Below are 17,602 nucleotides of genomic sequence, written 5' to 3' on the forward strand. Positions count from 1 at the left end.
CGCGCCACCGAAGGCCGTCGGCGGTCGCTCCTTGGGTCGAGGTGCGGATGATACTAGGTTGAGTTCCGCACGGAAGTTGGAGTGTATGTCCGGCCATCGGGGCTTCGGGCCCCGGGCCGCACTCGAACCTTCGGCGGGAGCTTCGACATCATCATGGGATCGGACGTGATCACGATCATCAGCGCGTTGGCGACTATCGTGGGTGCGGTGGGGGGGATGTCCCTCATTCTTCTACCGCAGATCCGCAAGCTCGAGGGCGAAATCACCCGTACGCGCGACGAGTTGAAGGCCGACATCGCCGGCGTCCGCGATGAGTTGAAGGCCGACATCGCCGGTGTCCGCACCGAGTTGAAGGCCGAAATCGCCACCGTTCGCACCGAACTGAAGGCCGAAATCGCCACCGTTCGCACCGAACTGAAGGCCGAAATCGCCACCGTTCACACCGAACTGAAGGCCGAAATCGGCGGCGTTCGCGACGAGCAGGTCGCGACGCGGCTGGCGATGACCGACCGCGTGGCACGGGTCGAGGGCCGGGTGTTCGGCCTGCCCCTTCCCGAGGCCGACACGGCCTAAGCGGCCTGTGGAAACCCCGGCGTGAACCGCTCGGCGCGGCTGTTGGCGGGCGTCCGCGTTCTCGCGCCCGAGCAATACATGTCCGCCCCCTACTGCACGCTGCTGCTGGCGGATGCGGGGGCCGAAGTCATCAAGATCGAACGGCCGGGGGTTGGAGACCCGCGCCGCTCCATCCCCCCGTTTGTCGAGCGGAACGGCGTCCGCATGGGCGTCGGCTTCATGGCCTACAACCGGAACAAGAAGTCCCTCGCGCTCAACCTGAAGAGTGAGGCAGGGCGCGATCTCTATCGGTCCCTGGTCGCGGAGTCCGATGTCGTGGTGGAAAACCTGCGGCCGGGGTCGGTGGATCGCATGGGACTCGGCTACGAGTCGCTGTCGGAGCTGAACCCGGGCCTCATCTACGCGGCGGTGTCGGGGTTCGGCCGCCTGCCCGGGCGCGAGGGTCCGTACGGCGATTGGCCCTCGTTCGACGTGGTGGCGGAGGCGATGGGAGGCGTCATGCACATGATCGGCTTTGCCGACAAGCCGCCGTCCCCCTCGATCTACGGGATGCCGGACCTCTATGCGGGGATGGCCGCCGCGCACGGCGTCTCGATGGCGCTCTACCGGCGCAGCGTGACAGGGCGGGGCCAGTTCGTGGACTCCGCCATGTATGACGGCGTGCTGTCGCTGAACGAGCGCATGATCTCGCTGGCCGCCAACACCGGGGCGCGGCCGGCGCGCGGCGATGCGCCGGGCTTCTACCCGCGCGGCCCGGTGCCGGTCAGCGATGGCTACGTCGCCCTCACGATCCCCGACGACATCATGTGGCGCCGATTCTGCCGCATGCTGGACCGACCCGACCTGCTGGACGATCCTCGCTGCGATTCCCCCGCGGCCCGCACCGAGAACCGCGCGTTTCTCGACGAAGTCGTCGGGCCCGTGTTCGCGAAACTCACCCGGGACGAGGCGGTGCAACGGCTCCTCGAGGTGGGCGTCCCCGCGGGGCCGGTACAGACCTCCGACGACCTGCTCGACTGTCCGCAACTGGAAGCGCGCGGGGTCCGCGTTTCGGTCGACTACGACGGGCTCGGAGAGCTCCAGTTCGTCCGCAGCCCGCTCCTCACCTCCGACGCTCCGGATGTGCCGGTGAACCCCGCCCCGACTCTGGGCCGGGACACCCGACAGGTCCTGACCGACGTGCTCCACCTATCCGATGCGGAGGTCTCCCGTCTAGCGGCGGAGGCAGTCATCGGTACGGACTAGCGCCAAACCGCTTCATCAGGCTCTTGTCCGGTCTCTGGAGCCCGTGGTACTCGAAGCGGACCGGGTGCGGCGGACGAAGGCGCAGGCTTGCCATGGGTCGTTCAGCGGACCTAACCTGCGGACATGGACACGCCGCAAAGTCCTCCCTCCTCCCACCCGTCACGGGTGAGCCTGGCGCGTGAGTTGATCCATCGGCGCGTTCCTCACGTCCTGGCCATCTACGCCGGGGCATCATGGGGTCTGGTCGAGTTCACGAGCTTCGCCGCGGACGAGTTTCTGCTCTCGCCGCACTGGGCGCGAATGGTGCTGGTCACGCTGTTCGTGCTGCTGCCGAGTATTCTCATGTTTGCCTGGTTTCACGGAAAGCCGGGGCGGGACAGAGACTCGCTGGCCCGGACGGAGAAGATCGGTATTCCCGCCAATCTTGTGCTGTGCGTGGTCGTGCTGTGGGCGCTCTTCGGGGGAGAGGAACTGGGCTCGGTCACGACCTCGCTCACAGTGGAGACGGAGGACGGCGAGACCATCGAACGAGAGGTGCCCAAGTCCGGGTTCAGGAAGACCATGGCACTCTTCCCCCTGGATCCTGGACCCGGGATCGCGGAGGACGAGTCGTGGATCTCCTACGCGGTTCCCGAGGCGCTGGTGCTTGACCTCATGCCGGACGATTTCTTCGCGCCAATCCGCTTCTACCGGTATGGGTCGTACGCGCGGGAGCGTGGGTTCGACAGCTTCGCGGCAGCGCCCCTGGCGCTCAAGCGCGAACTGGCACAGGAGTCGTACGCGGAGTTCATGGCGACCGGCGAGATCGACCGGGTGGACGACCTCCTCCGCGTCACTCTCAGGCTGTATGGAGTGGGCGACGGATCGCTCGCGGGAGAGGCCGTCTACAAAGGGATCGACCTACTCGCACTCGTTGACGAGATGTCGGGCCCGGTGAAGGCCGCGCTGGAGATTCCGGCCCGTGAAGGCATCGAGGACCTGCCCGTGCGGGGACGGCTCTCCGAGAACGCCGCCGCTGTGGAGGCGTTCTTCAAGGGTATCTTCCGCCACTACGCCCACCGGGATGCCGAAGGGGCCATCGAATACCTGACCACCGCCACTACGCTCGATCCCAGTTTCACCGTCGCCCAGTACACCTTGTACCAGGTGCTGCAAACGCTTGCGGAGGGCGAGACCGTCGCCGCGGCTCCCTTGGTGGCAGCCATGGAGAACCTGTACCGCATGCCTGAGCGCTACGGCTTCCAGGTGAAGGCGGACTACTACAGGCTCACCGGGGAGATGGACAGAGCGGCGGTCCTGACGCAGATGTGGATCGAACTGTACCCCAACGATCTGAACGCGCTGCGCAGCCAGGCGGAGCTGCAGATATCCAGGGGCGATTGGGAGGATCTACTGGCGACCTTCGCCGCGATCCGCCGCCTCGATCCCCTGGACGGCGGACCGATCCTGGGGATGGCGCAGACGCACGAGCAGCTAGGCAATCATGACCGCGCTCTGTCCTTGCTGACCGAGTATGTGGAGCGGTTCCCGGGAGAGGCGTTCGCGCACTCGCGGCTGGCCGATTTCCATCGGCGGCGCGGGCGGTATCGCGACGCGCGCGAAGCGATGGAGCGGGCCATCGTACTGGAGCCCCTGGCACCGGACCTCGCGCGGGGACTCGCGGAACTTGACCTGGACATCGGGCGATTGGACGAAGCCCGCGCCGGGTACGAGCGTTCGTTGGCGCTGGCCCGTACTCCGCACCAGAGGGTCCAGGCGCTCTCGGGGCTCACACACTATCACCGCCGCCGGGGGGAGATGGCCGACGCGATCCAGGCGATCGAAGCAAGGCTGCAGGAGGAATCAGGCCTCCAGACGCCGCTCGGTATGGCTTTCGGGCGCGCCGGGGACATCTTCGTCTACCTTGACGCGGGCCGCGTCGACGAGGCGGGCGCCCTCCTGGAGGAATTGCAGGCACAGTTACCGGCATCGCTGTCCACCTACCTCCCGCGCCTGGCAGTGCACGTCGCTCTGGAGGCGGAGGGCCTTGACGCCGCTCTGGAGGCGCAGCGGCAGGCATCGGAGGTAGTGGAGGCTGGGGGCTTGGAGGGACTCCGGCCCGTCCTCCTGGGGGATCTTGGTTTGATTCGGGACCGCCAAGGGGACTACGCAGGGGCGGCGGAGAGCTTTAGAGCGGCGATCGCGCTATCGCCGGAGGGGAGATTCTACCGTGGAGCGGGACGTGCGCTGCGCAGGGCGGGCCTTCTCGACCAAGCGGAGGCCGAGCTGCGGGAAGCGTTGCGTCTCGTTCCAGCCGATCCTCACGCGCACGTGGAGATGGGGTTGCTGACGGAGGCACTGGGGGATGTTGAAGCGGCAGTGGAGCACCTGATGAGCGCGCTCGCCGTGTGGGAGAATGCCGACGAGGACTTCGAGCCGGCGCGGGAGACGCGCGCGAAGCTGGCGGAGTTGGGGGGGGGGGGGTGAGGAGTCCGGCCCCCCCTGACGAGCAGCGTCGCGCTCAAGACGAGGTCGTCCGACCCGTGTTCGCCGAGCGCGTCACCGTGGACTACGACGGACTCGGAGAACTCCGGTTCGTTCGAACCCCGCTGCTCAGACCGAAGTGCTCGAACTCTCCGACGCGGCGGTCTCCCGCCTGGCGGCGGAGGCCGTGATCGGTACGGAGTAGGGGACACGCAGTACAGATTCGGGACGTTCCCGCGGGAACGCCTTTCCCACTGCAGGGAGGATGTCGATGCGCAGTCATCCGATGATCTCGCTTTCGCTCGCGGGCTGCCTCGTTCTCGGAGCGGACGCGGAGGCGCAGGAGACGGCGGACGACGTCGGCGGGCTCGCGACGGAGGGACTCCCGCTCGAGCCCACGCGGGAGATCCGCTTCCGGACGGACCGCGGTTCGTGGATGTCGGTCGACGTGAGCCCGGACGGCGCGACGCTCGCCTTCGATATGCTCGGCGATCTGTACACGCTGCCCATCGAGGGGGGCACGGCCACGCCACTGCTGACCGGTCCCGCCTTCGAGAGCCAGCCGCGCTTCAGCCCCGACGGCTCCGACCTCGTGTTCGTCTCAGACCGGAGCGGAGGACAGAACCTCTGGATCCTCAGCCTCGACGGGACCGACACGACACAGGTCACCCGCGGCAAAGACAACCTCTACACGTCGCCCGAGTGGTCGCCTGACGGCGATTACCTCGTGGCCTCGCGCACCTACAGCCCGCTCGGCGGGGCCGCCAAACCCTGGCTCTTCCACCGCGACGGCGGAAGCGGCATCGCGCTCATCGATGAACCCGACAACCTGAAGGCAATCGGGGCCGCCTTCGATCCCACCGGCCGGTACGTCTATCTCGCCCAGGGAACCGGCGACTGGACGTACGACGCGGCTTTCCCGAAGTACCAACTCACCCGATACGACCGCGAGACCGGTCGTCGCGCGACCCTCACGAGCCGGTACGGATCCGGCGTCCGGCCCGCGGTTTCCCCCGATGGCGGCACGCTCGTGTACGGCACGCGCCACGAGGATGCGACGGGCCTCCGCGCCCGCGACGTCGCGACGGGAGAAGAGCGTTGGCTCGCCTACCCGGTGCAGCGCGACGACATGGAGAGCCGCGCCACGCTCGACCTTCTCCCCGGCTATGCCTTCACGCCCGGCGGGGAGGCGATCATCCTCTCACACGGCGGCCGGCTGTGGCGGGTTCCGGTGGACGGGACACGAGAAACGGACGGAGCCGAAGCGACCGAGATCCCGTTCCAGGTCGACGTGACGCTCCACGTGGGGCCGCGCCTCGACTTCGACTATCCGATCGAAGACACGCCGACCTTCCAGGTGCGTCAGATCCGGGACGTCGCCCTCTCGCCCGCCGGGGACGAGGTCGCCTTCACGGCGCTGGGACGCCTCTATGTGATGGGAGCGGACGGCGGGGTCCCGAGGCGGGTCGGAGAGGAGATCGAGGGCGGGCTGGCGGAGCCGTCCTGGTCGCCGGACGGGGAGACGCTGGCGGTCGTAAGCTGGGACGAGCCGGAGGGAGGCTACCTGTGGACCGTCTCTCTCGATGACGGCGAGGCGGGCCGGGTCTCCGACCTCGCGCGCTTCATGCGGTCTCCCGCCTGGTCGCCGGATGGACGGCGTATCGTCGTGCTTCAGGCACCCGCGCGGGCGCGGCTGACGGGCGGGGCGGGGAGCCAGACCGATATCGCGTGGTACGAAGCGGAGGGTGGTGCCGCCACGGTGGTGGCCGAGGCGCTGGGACGCTCGGGACCCCATTATCGGCGCGATCAGCCGAATCGGATCTACCTGCACGCGGGTTCGCGTGGCCTCGTCTCGGTGCGCTGGGACGGCACCAACGAGAGGGAGCACCTCAAGGTGACCGGTTTCTCGGCCACGCGCGGGGGCTCGCCCGCGGACGCCTCGTTCATCGAAGTCTCGCCCACCGGTGACCGCGCGCTGGCCAAGGTAGGCAACGATCTATACGTGGTGACTGTGCCGCAGGTGGGCGCCGAAGCGCCGACGATCTCGGTGCGAGACCCGGACGGGGCGGCGGTTCCCGTCACCCGCGTGACGGAATTCGGCGGGGAGTTCCCGTCCTGGAGCGCCGATGGCGGGACGGTGGTGTGGGCGCTGGGAAACGCCTACTTGCGCTACGACCTGGCCCGGGCGCGCGCGGTCAACGACAGCCTGGCGGCGCTGGAGGCGGAAGAGGATGCGGCGGACGCGGAGGCCGAGGCGCGCTACCGCCCCGTCGAAGTGCGGGTCGACCTGCAGGCGGACCGCGACCTGCCCGTCGGCCGTCTCCTGCTCAGCGGCGCCCGGATCATCACCATGCGGGGCGACGAAGTGATCGAGCGCGGCGACGTGCTCATCGACGGAAACCGCATCGCCGCCGTGGGGCCTTCCGGCACTCTCGCCGTCCCCGACGACGCGGAGACCCACGACGTGAGCGGCATGACCATCATGCCCGGCTTCGTGGACACCCACGCGCACCTGCGCCCACCCCGCGATATCCACACGACACAGCCCTGGGGCTACCTCGCGAACCTCGCGTTCGGAGTTACGACGACGCGCGACCCCCAGACCGGCGTGTCCGACGTCCTCACCTACGCGGACCGCGTGCGCTCCGGAGACATCCTCGGGCCCCGCATCTATTCCACCGGCCCCGGCGTGTTCGGCAACTATCAGCCCGGGGAGCCGATCCGCGACCTCGACCACGCACGGGATATTCTCACCCGCTACTCGGACTACTACGACACGAAGACGTTCAAGATGTACCTGGCCGGCAACCGCCAGCAGCGACAGTGGCTCGTCATGGCCGCCCGCGAACTGGAACTCATGCCGACGACCGAGGCCGGACTGGACCTGCAGCTCGATCTCACGCACGCGATGGACGGCTACCCCGGAATCGAACACAATCTGCCCGTCTATCCGCTGCACAGGGACGTCGTCCGACTGTTCTCGGAGACCAAAGTCGTGAATACGCCCACGCTCGTCGTCTCGTTCGGCGGACCGATGGGAGAGATCTACTGGTTCACCCGCGAGAACGTCCACGACGACCCCCGTCTCGCGCGGTTTACGCCGCACGAGACGCTGGATGCCCGTACGCGCCGCCGCGCCGGAGCCTCCGGAGCGGTGGGCTGGGCCGTACCGGAGGAGTTCGTGTTCGAGGAGCACGCCGCCTTCCTGGCCGAGGTCGTCGCCGCAGGCGGGTTCGCTGGCGTCGGCAGCCACGGCCAGCTCCAGGGCCTGGCGTACCACTGGGAGCTGTGGATGGTCGCCTCGGGAGGTATGTCGAACCACGACGCACTGAAGGCCGCGACCGTCTTCGGCGCGAACGGCATCGGCCTCGAGCGCGAACTCGGCTCCGTCGAGCCCGGAAAACTGGCCGATCTGCTCGTCCTGTCGCAGAACCCGCTCGAGGATCTGCGCAACTCTCTGGCGATCGAGCGGGTCATGATCAACGGACGCCTGTTCGAAGCCGAGACGCTCGACGAGGTCTGGCCCCGCCAGCGCCCCCTGGGCTACCGAGGCTTCGTCGCCGACGAACCCGACACAGGGAGCCGTGAGTGAACATCGATCGACGGGCAACCTCTCGACGTACGGCACGGTCAATTGCGTGGGGCTGCTGTGGTTCCGTTCTCGCATGTGGCGACGTGAACGTCGATCCCTCGCTCGTCACGCAGCGGGACAGCGCCGACGTCCAGATCGTGGAGGCGTTCCGCCCCGCCTGGGACGATTCGAGCGGCTGGACCGTCGACTTTGAGCCCATCCTGGACCTGACGCGGTCCGGCCAGGGCGAGGACCACGAATTCTACCGGGTCGGCGACATGACCCGTCTCTCCGAAGGCCGTGTGGTGGTCTCGGGTCAGCAGGAGATCCGCCTCTATTCCGCAGCAGGCGAATTCCTCGGGTCGTTCGGACGGGAGGGGGAAGGGCCTGGCGAGTTCCGACGGATCTGGGGCATGGAACGAATTTCCGGCGACACCCTCCTCCTGCTCGACTACGACGAGCGCGTCACTGTGGTCGCCCCCGACCTGACCCTTTCCCGCACGTTCACCCTGCCGTTGTTCACGGATGCGATCTACGACCTCGGCGGCGGCACGCTCCTGGTGGAACTCGGTTACGGCAGCATGCGGACGTACGAAGGCACCGGCGGGCTACGCCGGGAGCCGTGGTCGCTGTGGCGATTCGACCTGCACGGGACCCGGATCGACAGCATCGGCGAGTCGGCGGGGTTCGAGGAGCTGATGATCACACGGGGCGAGAGTCTGCTCAGCACGGTCCCCTTCTTCGCTCGCGTCAGCCAGGTCGCCACCCGCGGAGGCACGATTCTGCGCGGTTCGGCCGATGCCATGGAGGTGGAGGAACTCGCGGCGACCGGGGAACTGATCCGCATCATCAGGATCCCCGACTATCCGCTTGAACTGACGCCGGATGAGATCGACGCCGCCCGGGAGTCGCTCGGCGAGAACCCCGGATCCGTTACGATGCAGATGTTCGAGGCGATGTCGGGGATGCGGCCCGCCTACGCCGACATCATGGTCGACCCGTCGGGAGCCATCTGGCTGGAGCGGTACCGGGCACGCCACGAACGGGAGTCGCCACAGAACTGGCTGGTCCTCGACCACGATGGCACATGGCTCGGCCAGCTCGTGATGCCCGCCGGATTCAGCCTCCACGAAATCCAGACGGACGCACTCCTCGGAGTCTGGACCGACGCCCTCGACGTCGAACACCCGCAGCTCCTGCGCCTCCGCCGGAACTGAGCCCCCGACGCCGCAGCCAGCTACCGGATCAGGTGCAGTTCGGTCTGACGCCTTAGCACCCAGCGGATCTCGCCATCGAGCGTGACCTCGGCCTCCTCCTCCTGGGCCATCCGCACCGGCTGCCCATCCCATTCGGGAACCGGGGTCGTCACCTGGAGTTCAGTCGAAAACCACATGCCGGGAATCACCGGAGGGTCGCCGCGGCCGGGGACGCCCGTTTGATAGTCCCACAGCCCGATCAGGGGACCCGCGCCGTGTCCGTGGTCCCCGATGGGGTGCGTGTACATCGTCCCGTTCAGGCCCTCCGCCCGCATCTTCTCCAGCACCGACGCCAGGATCTCGTTTCCGGTGCGGCCGACCTTCGTCTCTTCGAGGAGGATGTCCTGCAGGCGATTCGAGTTCGCCAGCGCCCGCTGAAGACCCTCCGGCGCCTCCGTCTCGCCCTCCCGGAGGACGTAGGCCATGTGCTGCGTGTCGGTCGCGAGTCCGAACGCGACCAGTCCGAAGTCGCAGTGGAGCACGTCCCCCCGCTCGATCACCGGCGCCGTCACGCCGCCCATGTCGACCCCCCGCCGCTGCACGGACACCGAGGGCTGAAACCAGGAATCGAGCCCCAGGTCGTGGACCCGCTGGCGCATCCACCACACGACATCGGCGGTGGTCGTCCGGCCGGGGACGATCACGACCTCGGAGAACGCCGTGCCGATGATCTCGTGCACGACCGCCTGCATCCGGCGGTAGACCGGAGTCATGGCGGGCACCCGCATGGCCAGGTATTCGATCGCCAGCAGCGGCTCACGCACCACGCGGCCCGCGAGATCGGGCGCGAGCGCCGCCTCCATCTGCTCCCACTCACCCGCCGTGAGTCCGTCGGCGAAGTTGTGATCCCGGGAGATGTTGACCGCGATCCGCCGCGGATCGCGCTCGCGCACCATGTCGGCGAAGAGATTCCACTGGTCCTCGCCCCACAGTTCCGCCGCCCTGCCGTCCGGGGCGGTAGTCGTGGCCCTCACCGCCTCGTACACGCCTCCCTGCGACGAGCCCCCCAGAGCCAGGCGCTCGACGCCGTGCTCCGGCCCCCGGTCGTGGAAGATGTAGATCGTCCGACGCCGCGCCGCGAAGGTCGTGGGGGAGACCAGGGCGGGGAAGACGGGATCCTCGTTGTACTCCCGCATCGCCAGGACCCACATGTCCACGCCGTGCCTGCGCATCAGCATGGGCAGGTTCTTCTCGAGTCTCTCCTCGAGCCACGCCTGCTGCGTCCGCGCCTGCTCCCGCAGCGTGCCGAACGGCCGCTCCGGCCGATAGTCGCGAGCCTGAGCCTCCAGCCTGGCCCCGGAGGAGGGCAACGTCGCGACCATCGACAGCGCTATGGCCGTAAGAACTCGGCCTCCCCGCGGGGTTCGTGGACGGACGACGGTTCCCATGGCTCGTCGTGCGATCATCGTCATCTCTGACCTCCCATAGATCGGAGTGAGGAGTATACGTCGCGTTGCCTCTGGCGGTCATGGCCGTCACTCTGATGGTGGAACCCATGCGGGAGAGGAGAAAGAGATGATGGTGGGACTGAAATGCGCCATTTTGGCCTTGGTGCTATCCGGGACGATCGCTCCCATTGGCGCGGCAGCGCAGACCTTGGCGGTCACCGGGGCCACCGTCATCGACCCCTTGGCCGACGCGCCTCTGACAAACGGCGTGGTCGTGATGCAGGACGGGCGGATCACCGCGGTGGGAGCGGCGGACGCCGTGGACGTTCCCGCGGGAACGGAAATCATCGACGCGCGGGGCAAGTACGTCATCCCCGGGCTGATGGACGCCAACCTTCATCTCTACCTGAACCTCGATCTCGAGACCCTCATCAAGTACGAGGGCCGCTATCACGAGATCGTGCTGGAGGCGGCGCAACTCACGCTCAAGACCGGACAGACCACCGTCTTCGACACCTGGGGCCCGCTGGGCGCCCTGGCGAAGGCGCGGGACATGATCGACGCGGGAGAGGCGCCGGGTAGCCGCATCTACTTCGCCGGCAACATCATCGGCTTCGACGGGCCGCTCTCGCGCGACTTCCGCGGTGAGGCGGCGGCGCATGTGAGCAAGGCCTTCACGAACCGCACCAACGAGGCATGGGAGAACGGGACGGGCCGCGACCTCATGTGGATGACGCCGGATTCCGTGCGCGCCGAGATCCGCGAGTACACGGGCACGGGGGTCGACTTCCTCAAGTACGGGTCGAGCAGCCACGTGGAGATGTACTTCATCTCCTTCTCGGAGCGCGTCCAGCACGTAATCGTGGAGGAAGGCCACCGCGCCGTAATGACGGTCCAGACCCATACGACCTCGGTCGAGAGCCTCGACATGGCGATCGAGGCCGGCGTCGACATCATCACGCACGGCGACATTTCCGGCCCCGTGGTCCCCATCCCGATGGAGACGATCCGGAAGCTGGTGGAGCGGGATATCGCCGTCTCCGTTCTCCCGATCACGCAGCGGCGGCTCGAAGCATTACAGGAGCACAACCCCGACGGCACCCTCACGCCCTACATGGCCATCGGCCGCGAGAATCAGGCGCGGATGATCGAGGCGGGGGTCTCGATGCTCCTCTCGACGGACGCCGGCATCAAGCACCCGGTGCTGCTGGCGGAGTCACCCACGATCGCCTCCGACACGGTGGATCAGCGGACAAAGCTGGGCGAAGGCCACTTCAACGCGCTGGCGGCGCTGGAGGAACTGGGGATGGCGCCGATGGAGATCCTGAGATCGGCCACCAGCCACATCGCACGTGCCTACGAGATGGAGGACGACATCGGCTCGCTGCAGCCGGGGATGGTCGCGGACCTCGTCATCCTCGACGCCAATCCGCTGGAGACGGCCCGCCACTACCGGTCGATCCACGCCGTGATCAAGGACGGCCGGCAGGTCGATCTCGACGCCCTGCCGGTGGCCCCGATCATCAGCGTCCTGAAACCGGAGGGCTGAACGAACGAATCAGGCCGAAGCCTGCTTCGCAGTGTCCCCGGCGTAACTGCTGGATGGGCTGACGTCGATCACAGTGATGCTGATCTTCGCCTGCTGCGCGGGAGCGAGTTGCTCCTCGAGTCGCTCCCGCAACTCGGCCGGTGTCCCCGGCAGGTGGCCCTGGGGCGGCATCACCTTCATATGGTCCGGCCCGAACCAGAACACAAGAAAGATCCCGTAGCCGTCCGACTCCGGTGCCCGCGTGTACTTCGCCACGAGCTGTTCGTCCACGGCGCGCCACACGTCGCGGTGCAGGTTCTTCTTGATCTCTATCGGGATGGCGAGGTGCGAGCCGAGCGCCACTCGGATATCCGCCCGCTTGTCGTCGGCGTACTGCCCCTCCTTTTGCGCGTCCACGCCGTATGGTCCGAGGGTTAGCTGCAAGTCGGAGAGAAGCGCGTTCCGGCAGTCGTTCTCGTGTTGCGGTCGCAGAGGTCGCCGCGACTTCGGATCCAAGTGCCAATACTGCCGCCAGTCCGTCGTGGAGTCGTCTCGGATGCGTGCGGCGAGCTGTTCCACGGCATCGAGCACGAGCGCGGCCAGATCCGCCGCGCTCACCGGCCGTCCCCCCCTGAGCGACTCCTGGATCGCGGCGAGCCCCGGCGTTTCGTGCTTAGCCGCGCGGAGTCTCTCGGCTTGAACGTCGCGCGCCCGCGAGAGTACCGCGGTCCATTCGTTTAGGCCGGGATCGGAGGCGAGCGATTCCAGCGCGGCGGCGGCCTTGTCGTCGTCGCGGCCCGCAAGCGAATCGATGAACCTTCTAATCAGCGGTCCTGCCCTGAACCGCGCCAGCGCCTCGTCGCCGAGCATGCCTACGCCGTCCGGCGGTTCGTATCGTTGCAGGCGCCCGCCGAGCGCCCGCAGGAGCACGGCGAGTTCCTCAGCCTCCCAGTCGTCAAGGGAGAGGTCCCCTCGCAGCTTGTGGTCGAATGACATAAAGAAGTCGACGAGGTGGTGTACGTGCGCGTCGCTTCCCCGGGCCAGATAGTCGATGAGTTCGGGGAGGCGGTTCGCTCTGGCTACGAACAAGCCGGCGCACATCCACTGAACCCGCTGCGCCACGTCCATGCCCCGGCGTCCGAGCCGCTTACGCACCAGATCGGCCAGTTCAGCCGGTGCCATATTCCATGGGTCGAGGGCGGCCCACAGCACTAGGCGCAGGGTCTCGACCTGTGGTTTGGTGCAGCGGCTGGGAAAGACCCCGAACATCCGCTTCACGGCGAGTGGCGCCACGCGCGCGTACACCGGATCCTGGCTCATGTTGTGGAGGTGTCGGTCGGGCCCCGCCTTCGTCCGCACCCGGGCTCGATGGACGGCGACCAACGCGTCCGCCACGCCCTCCGGATTCGATTCAAGGGCGCGGTGATACCAGCGGAGACCCGGCGTCGCCTCCTCTTGCCCGTCGGCATCGCCCGAAGCCGCAAACAGCGATGTCTGCGGCCCCGATACGAAGTAATACCCCAGCGCCCTCCGCAGCCCTTTGTCGTCGAGACACTCCAGAGGATCGCCGCCTGCGCGCTCCTCCTCCGCCAGCCCCGCGAGGAAGGGAAGGTCGAGGTAGGAAAACCGCCCCTTCTCGTGCAGTTGGGCAGTCCCGGCCAGGTCGGGCAGGTCGTCACGCGCCAGCAGCCGCCGAAACCCCGCCAAGGTTGCCCCCACGAGTGCTTCGTCACCGTCGAGTCGTTGCAGCAGCGGCGCTGCGGGGTCGCCACCGGCTCGGTCTTCGTCCAGTCCATCAAAGTAGATCTGCGCGAGTTCATGCAGGAGGGCCGGGCGACAGCGCCCTTCCGCCAGTTCCTGCGCGTGCTCGCGGACCGACGCTGCGTACGCCCGTTGCCGTTCCCGGACGAGGCTCAGGAAGCCGCTGTCGCGCTTCTTCCTCTCGGCGTCCTCCCGTTCCCGACGCGCCTTGGCACTCAGGCGCCCGGCGTTCCACTCCAGAAGCGTCGGCGCGTCCGATACGGCGCAGGCTACTTTGTCGTCGGGCAGCGGCGGGCCCCAATCGCCCCTCTCTCGGATGGACCACCAGGCGAGTTCCTCCGCGATCTTCGGCCGCGTCTCCGCCAGTTCCGTCGCCCGCGTGAGACACCATTGGCGGAACCCTACGGGTGCCTCTTCTCCCAGGAGTTTTCTGCCGATGGATTGGTCGAGCGCCTTGCGTCCAACCTCGTCCTCCCGTTCGCCAAGGTCGAGTTCAATGAGCTCATACTGGATGGGTTGGTGCGACCTCAGCCATGAGTGGATCCGGTCGGAAAGTTCGGGGAAGAAGTCGACTGCCACGACCGGACCGCAGTGGGCCGGGACCAATCCTGGCCGGTTCGGGGCGGCTTCAACGAGCCCGAACCAGGCGTGCCGCTGCGCCGTTGTCAGCGCGTCGCCGAACAGTTCCAGCCCCCGCGCCAGGAGTTCCAGCACAATGGATCCGAACCCGTCATCCGCCAACGCCGGAAGGATCTCGGGAGCGCGATCACAAAGCGAGTAGATCAGCTGCTGGATCCGCTGCGGATCCGATCCGTCGATGAGGCTGCCCCAGAACATGCTATAGGACGTGGCACCCGGGAGGCGCGGTCGCGTGGCCAAGTGATTCCAGATCTCGGCGGGAGGCAGATCCCGCGGATACATCCGGGCGAGCAGGGTCCCCAGCAGTTCATTGTGCTCATCCGGCAAGCGGCCCGCTTCGATGTCGTAGAGAACTCCGCACAGTGTGGAAGACCGGTCGGGGCTGTCGGAGAGGAGGAGGTCGACGGCCTTGAGGGCTTCGCACCGAACATAGTCATGCCAACTATCGTCGTTAACGATCCGGAGCAGTGAGCGGCGCTCCAGGTCGTAGTCGGCCGTCGATGCCAGGCTGCGGTCGGCGGTCGACGAGCGAAGTCTGCGCGTGAAGCCGGCGAGCAGCCGTGCGACGAGCGTCTGTCCGGCGTCGGTTCGGTCCGGAGAGGAGGTCCGCTCCCAGAGCAGGGATCGGTCGCGACCTCCGGCCAGGGCTCCGAGCGCGACCGAAGACGGCCACACAAGGGGGAGATGGGGGCTGTTCTCGAGCTGCGCGAACAATTCCTGTCGCTCTCCCGCCGTGAAGTCGGTCGCGTCGCCGCCGAACGCCACGGCAATCGGATCTGCGCGGATCAGGATGGCCCGCGCGGCCGGATTCTGAGACGCAAGCCACGCGGAGAGGCCTCGGAGGTCCGGCAGCGGGATTCCGTCATGTCCCAACAAGAGCGACAGCGCTCGCCGTACAGTAGTTCCGTGGGGCGTGCGGATCCTTCCGTCCAGATACCTGCCACCCAGGAACTCCGCCACGAGCCGATGGACAGGCGTTCGACACGCGGCGGAGCCCCTGAACAACCCCGATTCCAGGGCGGCGAGCAGCGCGTCCCGATCCCCGCCGTCCAACTCGTCCTCCACGTCGCGCAAGGAGAGGGTGTCGGGATCGTTCGTGTCGGTCGCTGTCCAACCTGCCTTTCCGGTGAGCAGCAGGAGGGCAGACAGCTGTCCGGCCGCGCATAAAACCGCGTCCCGGGGAGGCTGACCCTTCCCGCGACGGGCGTCCCGGTGTTCGGGATTCCGCTCTTTCGAGAGTTCGCGGCACGCGTTCTCAAACGCGGCCCGAGGGCTGTCGGGCCAGCCCTCCGCCTCAACTGCGTCGAGGAGTACGCCGAGCAGCTGCGGATTCTCCAGAAACGCATCGAGCCCGTGCTCGGACGCCTCGAACATGAACTCCTCGGCATCGCGTCTTCGATGGGAAACGATCTGGCGAACGTCGTTGCGGGCCAGTGGGTTCAGCCTCAGAACCCGAATTGGTCCGGCACTTGGAGGAGAAGAGAACTCCCGTTGATCTCCGGGCTCCAGCCAGCTCCCGGCACGGCAAGACAGGCGGAACGGCGGATGACCGAGATCTTTCAACCGGTCCAGAATCTCGTCCAGCGGCACTCTGGGATCCCCGCCGCCGGTGCGCACCTCATCCAGTCCGTCGATGAAGACCGGCGGTCCTCCGCGTTCGGCGTGGCCATCGAAGCGACCCCGCTTGAATCGGCGTGCAGTGACCGGACAACAGGCCTCTACACGCCGCGCTTCTTCTTTGAACGCCTCGGTCTTGCCCAGTCCCGGCTCGCCCAGCAGGACATAGCCGTAGTCCGAGCGAAAATCGGCCAGCGACAGGCCGACCCGACCGAAGCGCCGGTCGTCTCGCGGCGAGATCAGGCTGACGGTGCGGCGTACGAGCGGGCTCATGTCTCTTCCAGCCACTCGTCGGCGCTCAGCGACAGGAATTCGTTGAGGGGAACGCCGCCCGTGCCCACCAGCATCGTTCCGGCGCCGGGGAAACGGTCCGCGAAGACGTCCAGTCCACCAGTCCGCCCCCGCGTTCGTCCGCTCTTGACCTCGATCCCGAGCAGATGGGGACCGCGTGCGACGACGAAGTCGACCTCGTGCGGAGGGTCGCGCCAGAAATGGAGCCGGGTCGCCGTGGCGCGAGTGTTATGCAGGTGCGCGCCTACTGCGCTCTCCACGAGTCGGCCCCAGTAGGACCGATCAACCCGCGCCTCCTCGAACGTGTAGCCCGACGGCGCCGTCATCAGCGCCGTGTTGAGCACGTTGAGCTTCGGAGACGACGCCCTCCCCAAGTGCGGAGCTGGTGTGTAACGGGATAGCCCGGTCACCAGTCCGGCGTCGGAAAGAAGATCGAGGTAGCGCGCGATGGTTGTCGTGTTGCCGGCGTCTTGAAGCTGACCGAGCAGCTTGTTGTAGGACATGAGCTGGCCGGAATACCGTGGAGCCAGATCCATCAACTGGCGCATCAAGGCCGGTTTCGTCACCCGTGTCAGGCCGAAGATGTCCCGCTCGATGGCCGGCGCGACGATGGCACGCGCGATGTGATTCCGCCAAGCCTCGAGTCGTTCGGTGCCTTCCTCAGGAGACAGCGACCCGGGGTAACCGCCGAAGAAGACGTATTCGTCCATGGTGAGGTCGAACGCACGCGCCATCTCCCCGAGCAACCAGTGCGTGGTCGGCATGGGGGTGAAACGCCCCGCGAGACTCTCGTTCAGTCCAGTCAGCATCTGCCACGGGGCCGATCCCAGGATGACGACCCGCAGCTTGCGTTCCGCCCGGCGGTCTCCGTCCCAGAGTCCCTTGACGACGTTGGACCATCGAGCAACATGCTGGATTTCATCAAGAACCAGGACGAGGCCCCGGTCCAGACGTTCCGCCGCGCGACGGGCTCGTTCCCAGGTCCCGACCAGCCACTGCTCGTCCCGGGCACTGTCGGCCGGGATCGCATCCACCCCGGCCAACAGTCCCGGCGCTTCGGACTCGTTCGGCGTCGGGTCATCGAGCGGCACGTACCAGCACATCCGCCCGGCCGCCTCCAACCGGCTTCGTCCTTGGCGGGCGATCGTCGTCTTGCCGGTCTGGCGCGGTCCCGTGATCGCCACGATCCGCATCGTCCTGTCGTCATCCAGCAACCGCAGAAGTCGGTCGACGTGAGGGCGTTCGTAGGCATCCATGCGGGATAAGATAC

Annotated in this window: 9 protein-coding genes; 6 read left to right on the top strand and 3 right to left on the bottom strand. The window is 67.3% G+C overall.

Annotated elements, in window-relative coordinates; translation table 11 throughout:
* The first annotated feature begins 165 nt into the window (after window positions 1-165).
* From ACN9M6_RS04340 to ACN9M6_RS04360, 5 genes are all read left to right on the top strand, one after another.
* Window positions 166-573: a hypothetical protein gene (locus ACN9M6_RS04340; RefSeq protein WP_419161697.1), complete on the top strand. Its 408-nt coding sequence runs from the start codon at window positions 166-168 to the stop codon at window positions 571-573.
* 21 nt (window positions 574-594) lie between these two features.
* Window positions 595-1,818, top strand: coding sequence for a CaiB/BaiF CoA transferase family protein (locus ACN9M6_RS04345; RefSeq protein ID WP_419161698.1), 1,224 nt, complete (start codon window positions 595-597; stop codon window positions 1,816-1,818).
* 183 nt (window positions 1,819-2,001) lie between these two features.
* Window positions 2,002-4,284 carry a tetratricopeptide repeat protein gene (locus ACN9M6_RS04350; protein ID WP_419161699.1) on the top strand — a complete coding sequence of 761 codons (2,283 nt, stop codon included), beginning with the start codon at window positions 2,002-2,004 and terminating at the stop codon, window positions 4,282-4,284.
* A 268-nt stretch (window positions 4,285-4,552) separates the two neighbouring features.
* Window positions 4,553-7,873: an amidohydrolase family protein gene (locus tag ACN9M6_RS04355; protein ID WP_419161700.1), complete on the top strand. Its 3,321-nt coding sequence runs from the start codon at window positions 4,553-4,555 to the stop codon at window positions 7,871-7,873.
* An 83-nt stretch (window positions 7,874-7,956) separates the two neighbouring features.
* On the top strand, window positions 7,957-9,069 hold the full coding sequence (locus tag ACN9M6_RS04360; RefSeq protein WP_419161701.1) for a hypothetical protein: 1,113 nt from the start codon (window positions 7,957-7,959) through the stop codon (window positions 9,067-9,069).
* Window positions 9,070-9,089: 20 nt separating this feature from the next.
* On the opposite strand, the gene ACN9M6_RS04365 is transcribed toward ACN9M6_RS04360, so the two are convergent.
* Window positions 9,090-10,520 carry a M24 family metallopeptidase gene (locus tag ACN9M6_RS04365; protein ID WP_419161702.1) on the bottom strand — a complete coding sequence of 477 codons (1,431 nt, stop codon included), beginning with the start codon at window positions 10,518-10,520 and terminating at the stop codon, window positions 9,090-9,092.
* Window positions 10,521-10,623: 103 nt separating this feature from the next.
* Between ACN9M6_RS04365 and ACN9M6_RS04370 the strand changes: the two genes are divergently transcribed.
* Window positions 10,624-12,045, top strand: a complete 1,422-nt coding sequence (locus ACN9M6_RS04370) for an amidohydrolase family protein (protein WP_419161703.1) — start codon at window positions 10,624-10,626, stop codon at window positions 12,043-12,045.
* Window positions 12,046-12,054: 9 nt separating this feature from the next.
* Here ACN9M6_RS04370 and ACN9M6_RS04375 read toward each other — a convergent pair whose 3' ends face one another.
* Both ACN9M6_RS04375 and ACN9M6_RS04380 read right to left on the bottom strand, forming a co-directional pair.
* Complete coding sequence (locus ACN9M6_RS04375) at window positions 12,055-16,314, bottom strand: hypothetical protein (protein WP_419161704.1); 4,260 nt, start codon at window positions 16,312-16,314, stop codon at window positions 12,055-12,057.
* Window positions 16,311-17,588: an ATP-binding protein gene (locus ACN9M6_RS04380; RefSeq protein WP_419161705.1), complete on the bottom strand. Its 1,278-nt coding sequence runs from the start codon at window positions 17,586-17,588 to the stop codon at window positions 16,311-16,313. Before ACN9M6_RS04380 ends, ACN9M6_RS04375 begins: the two co-directional genes overlap by 4 nt.
* Between the last annotated feature and the right edge of the window lie 14 nt (window positions 17,589-17,602).

It is taken from the genome of Candidatus Palauibacter sp. (genome assembly GCF_965197445.1).
Lineage (GTDB): Bacteria > Gemmatimonadota > Gemmatimonadetes > Palauibacterales > Palauibacteraceae > Palauibacter.

Bases quoted from the DNA above. Each gene is read 5' to 3' on its own strand.
- ACN9M6_RS04355 (WP_419161700.1), top strand. From the start codon at position 4,553: ATGCGCAGTCATCCGATGATCTCGCTTTCGCTCGCGGGCTGCCTCGTT.
- ACN9M6_RS04365 (WP_419161702.1), bottom strand. From the start codon at position 10,520: ATGACGATGATCGCACGACGAGCCATGGGAACCGTCGTCCGTCCACGA.
- ACN9M6_RS04370 (WP_419161703.1), top strand. From the start codon at position 10,624: ATGATGGTGGGACTGAAATGCGCCATTTTGGCCTTGGTGCTATCCGGG.
- ACN9M6_RS04375 (WP_419161704.1), bottom strand. From the start codon at position 16,314: ATGAGCCCGCTCGTACGCCGCACCGTCAGCCTGATCTCGCCGCGAGAC.
- ACN9M6_RS04380 (WP_419161705.1), bottom strand. From the start codon at position 17,588: ATGGATGCCTACGAACGCCCTCACGTCGACCGACTTCTGCGGTTGCTG.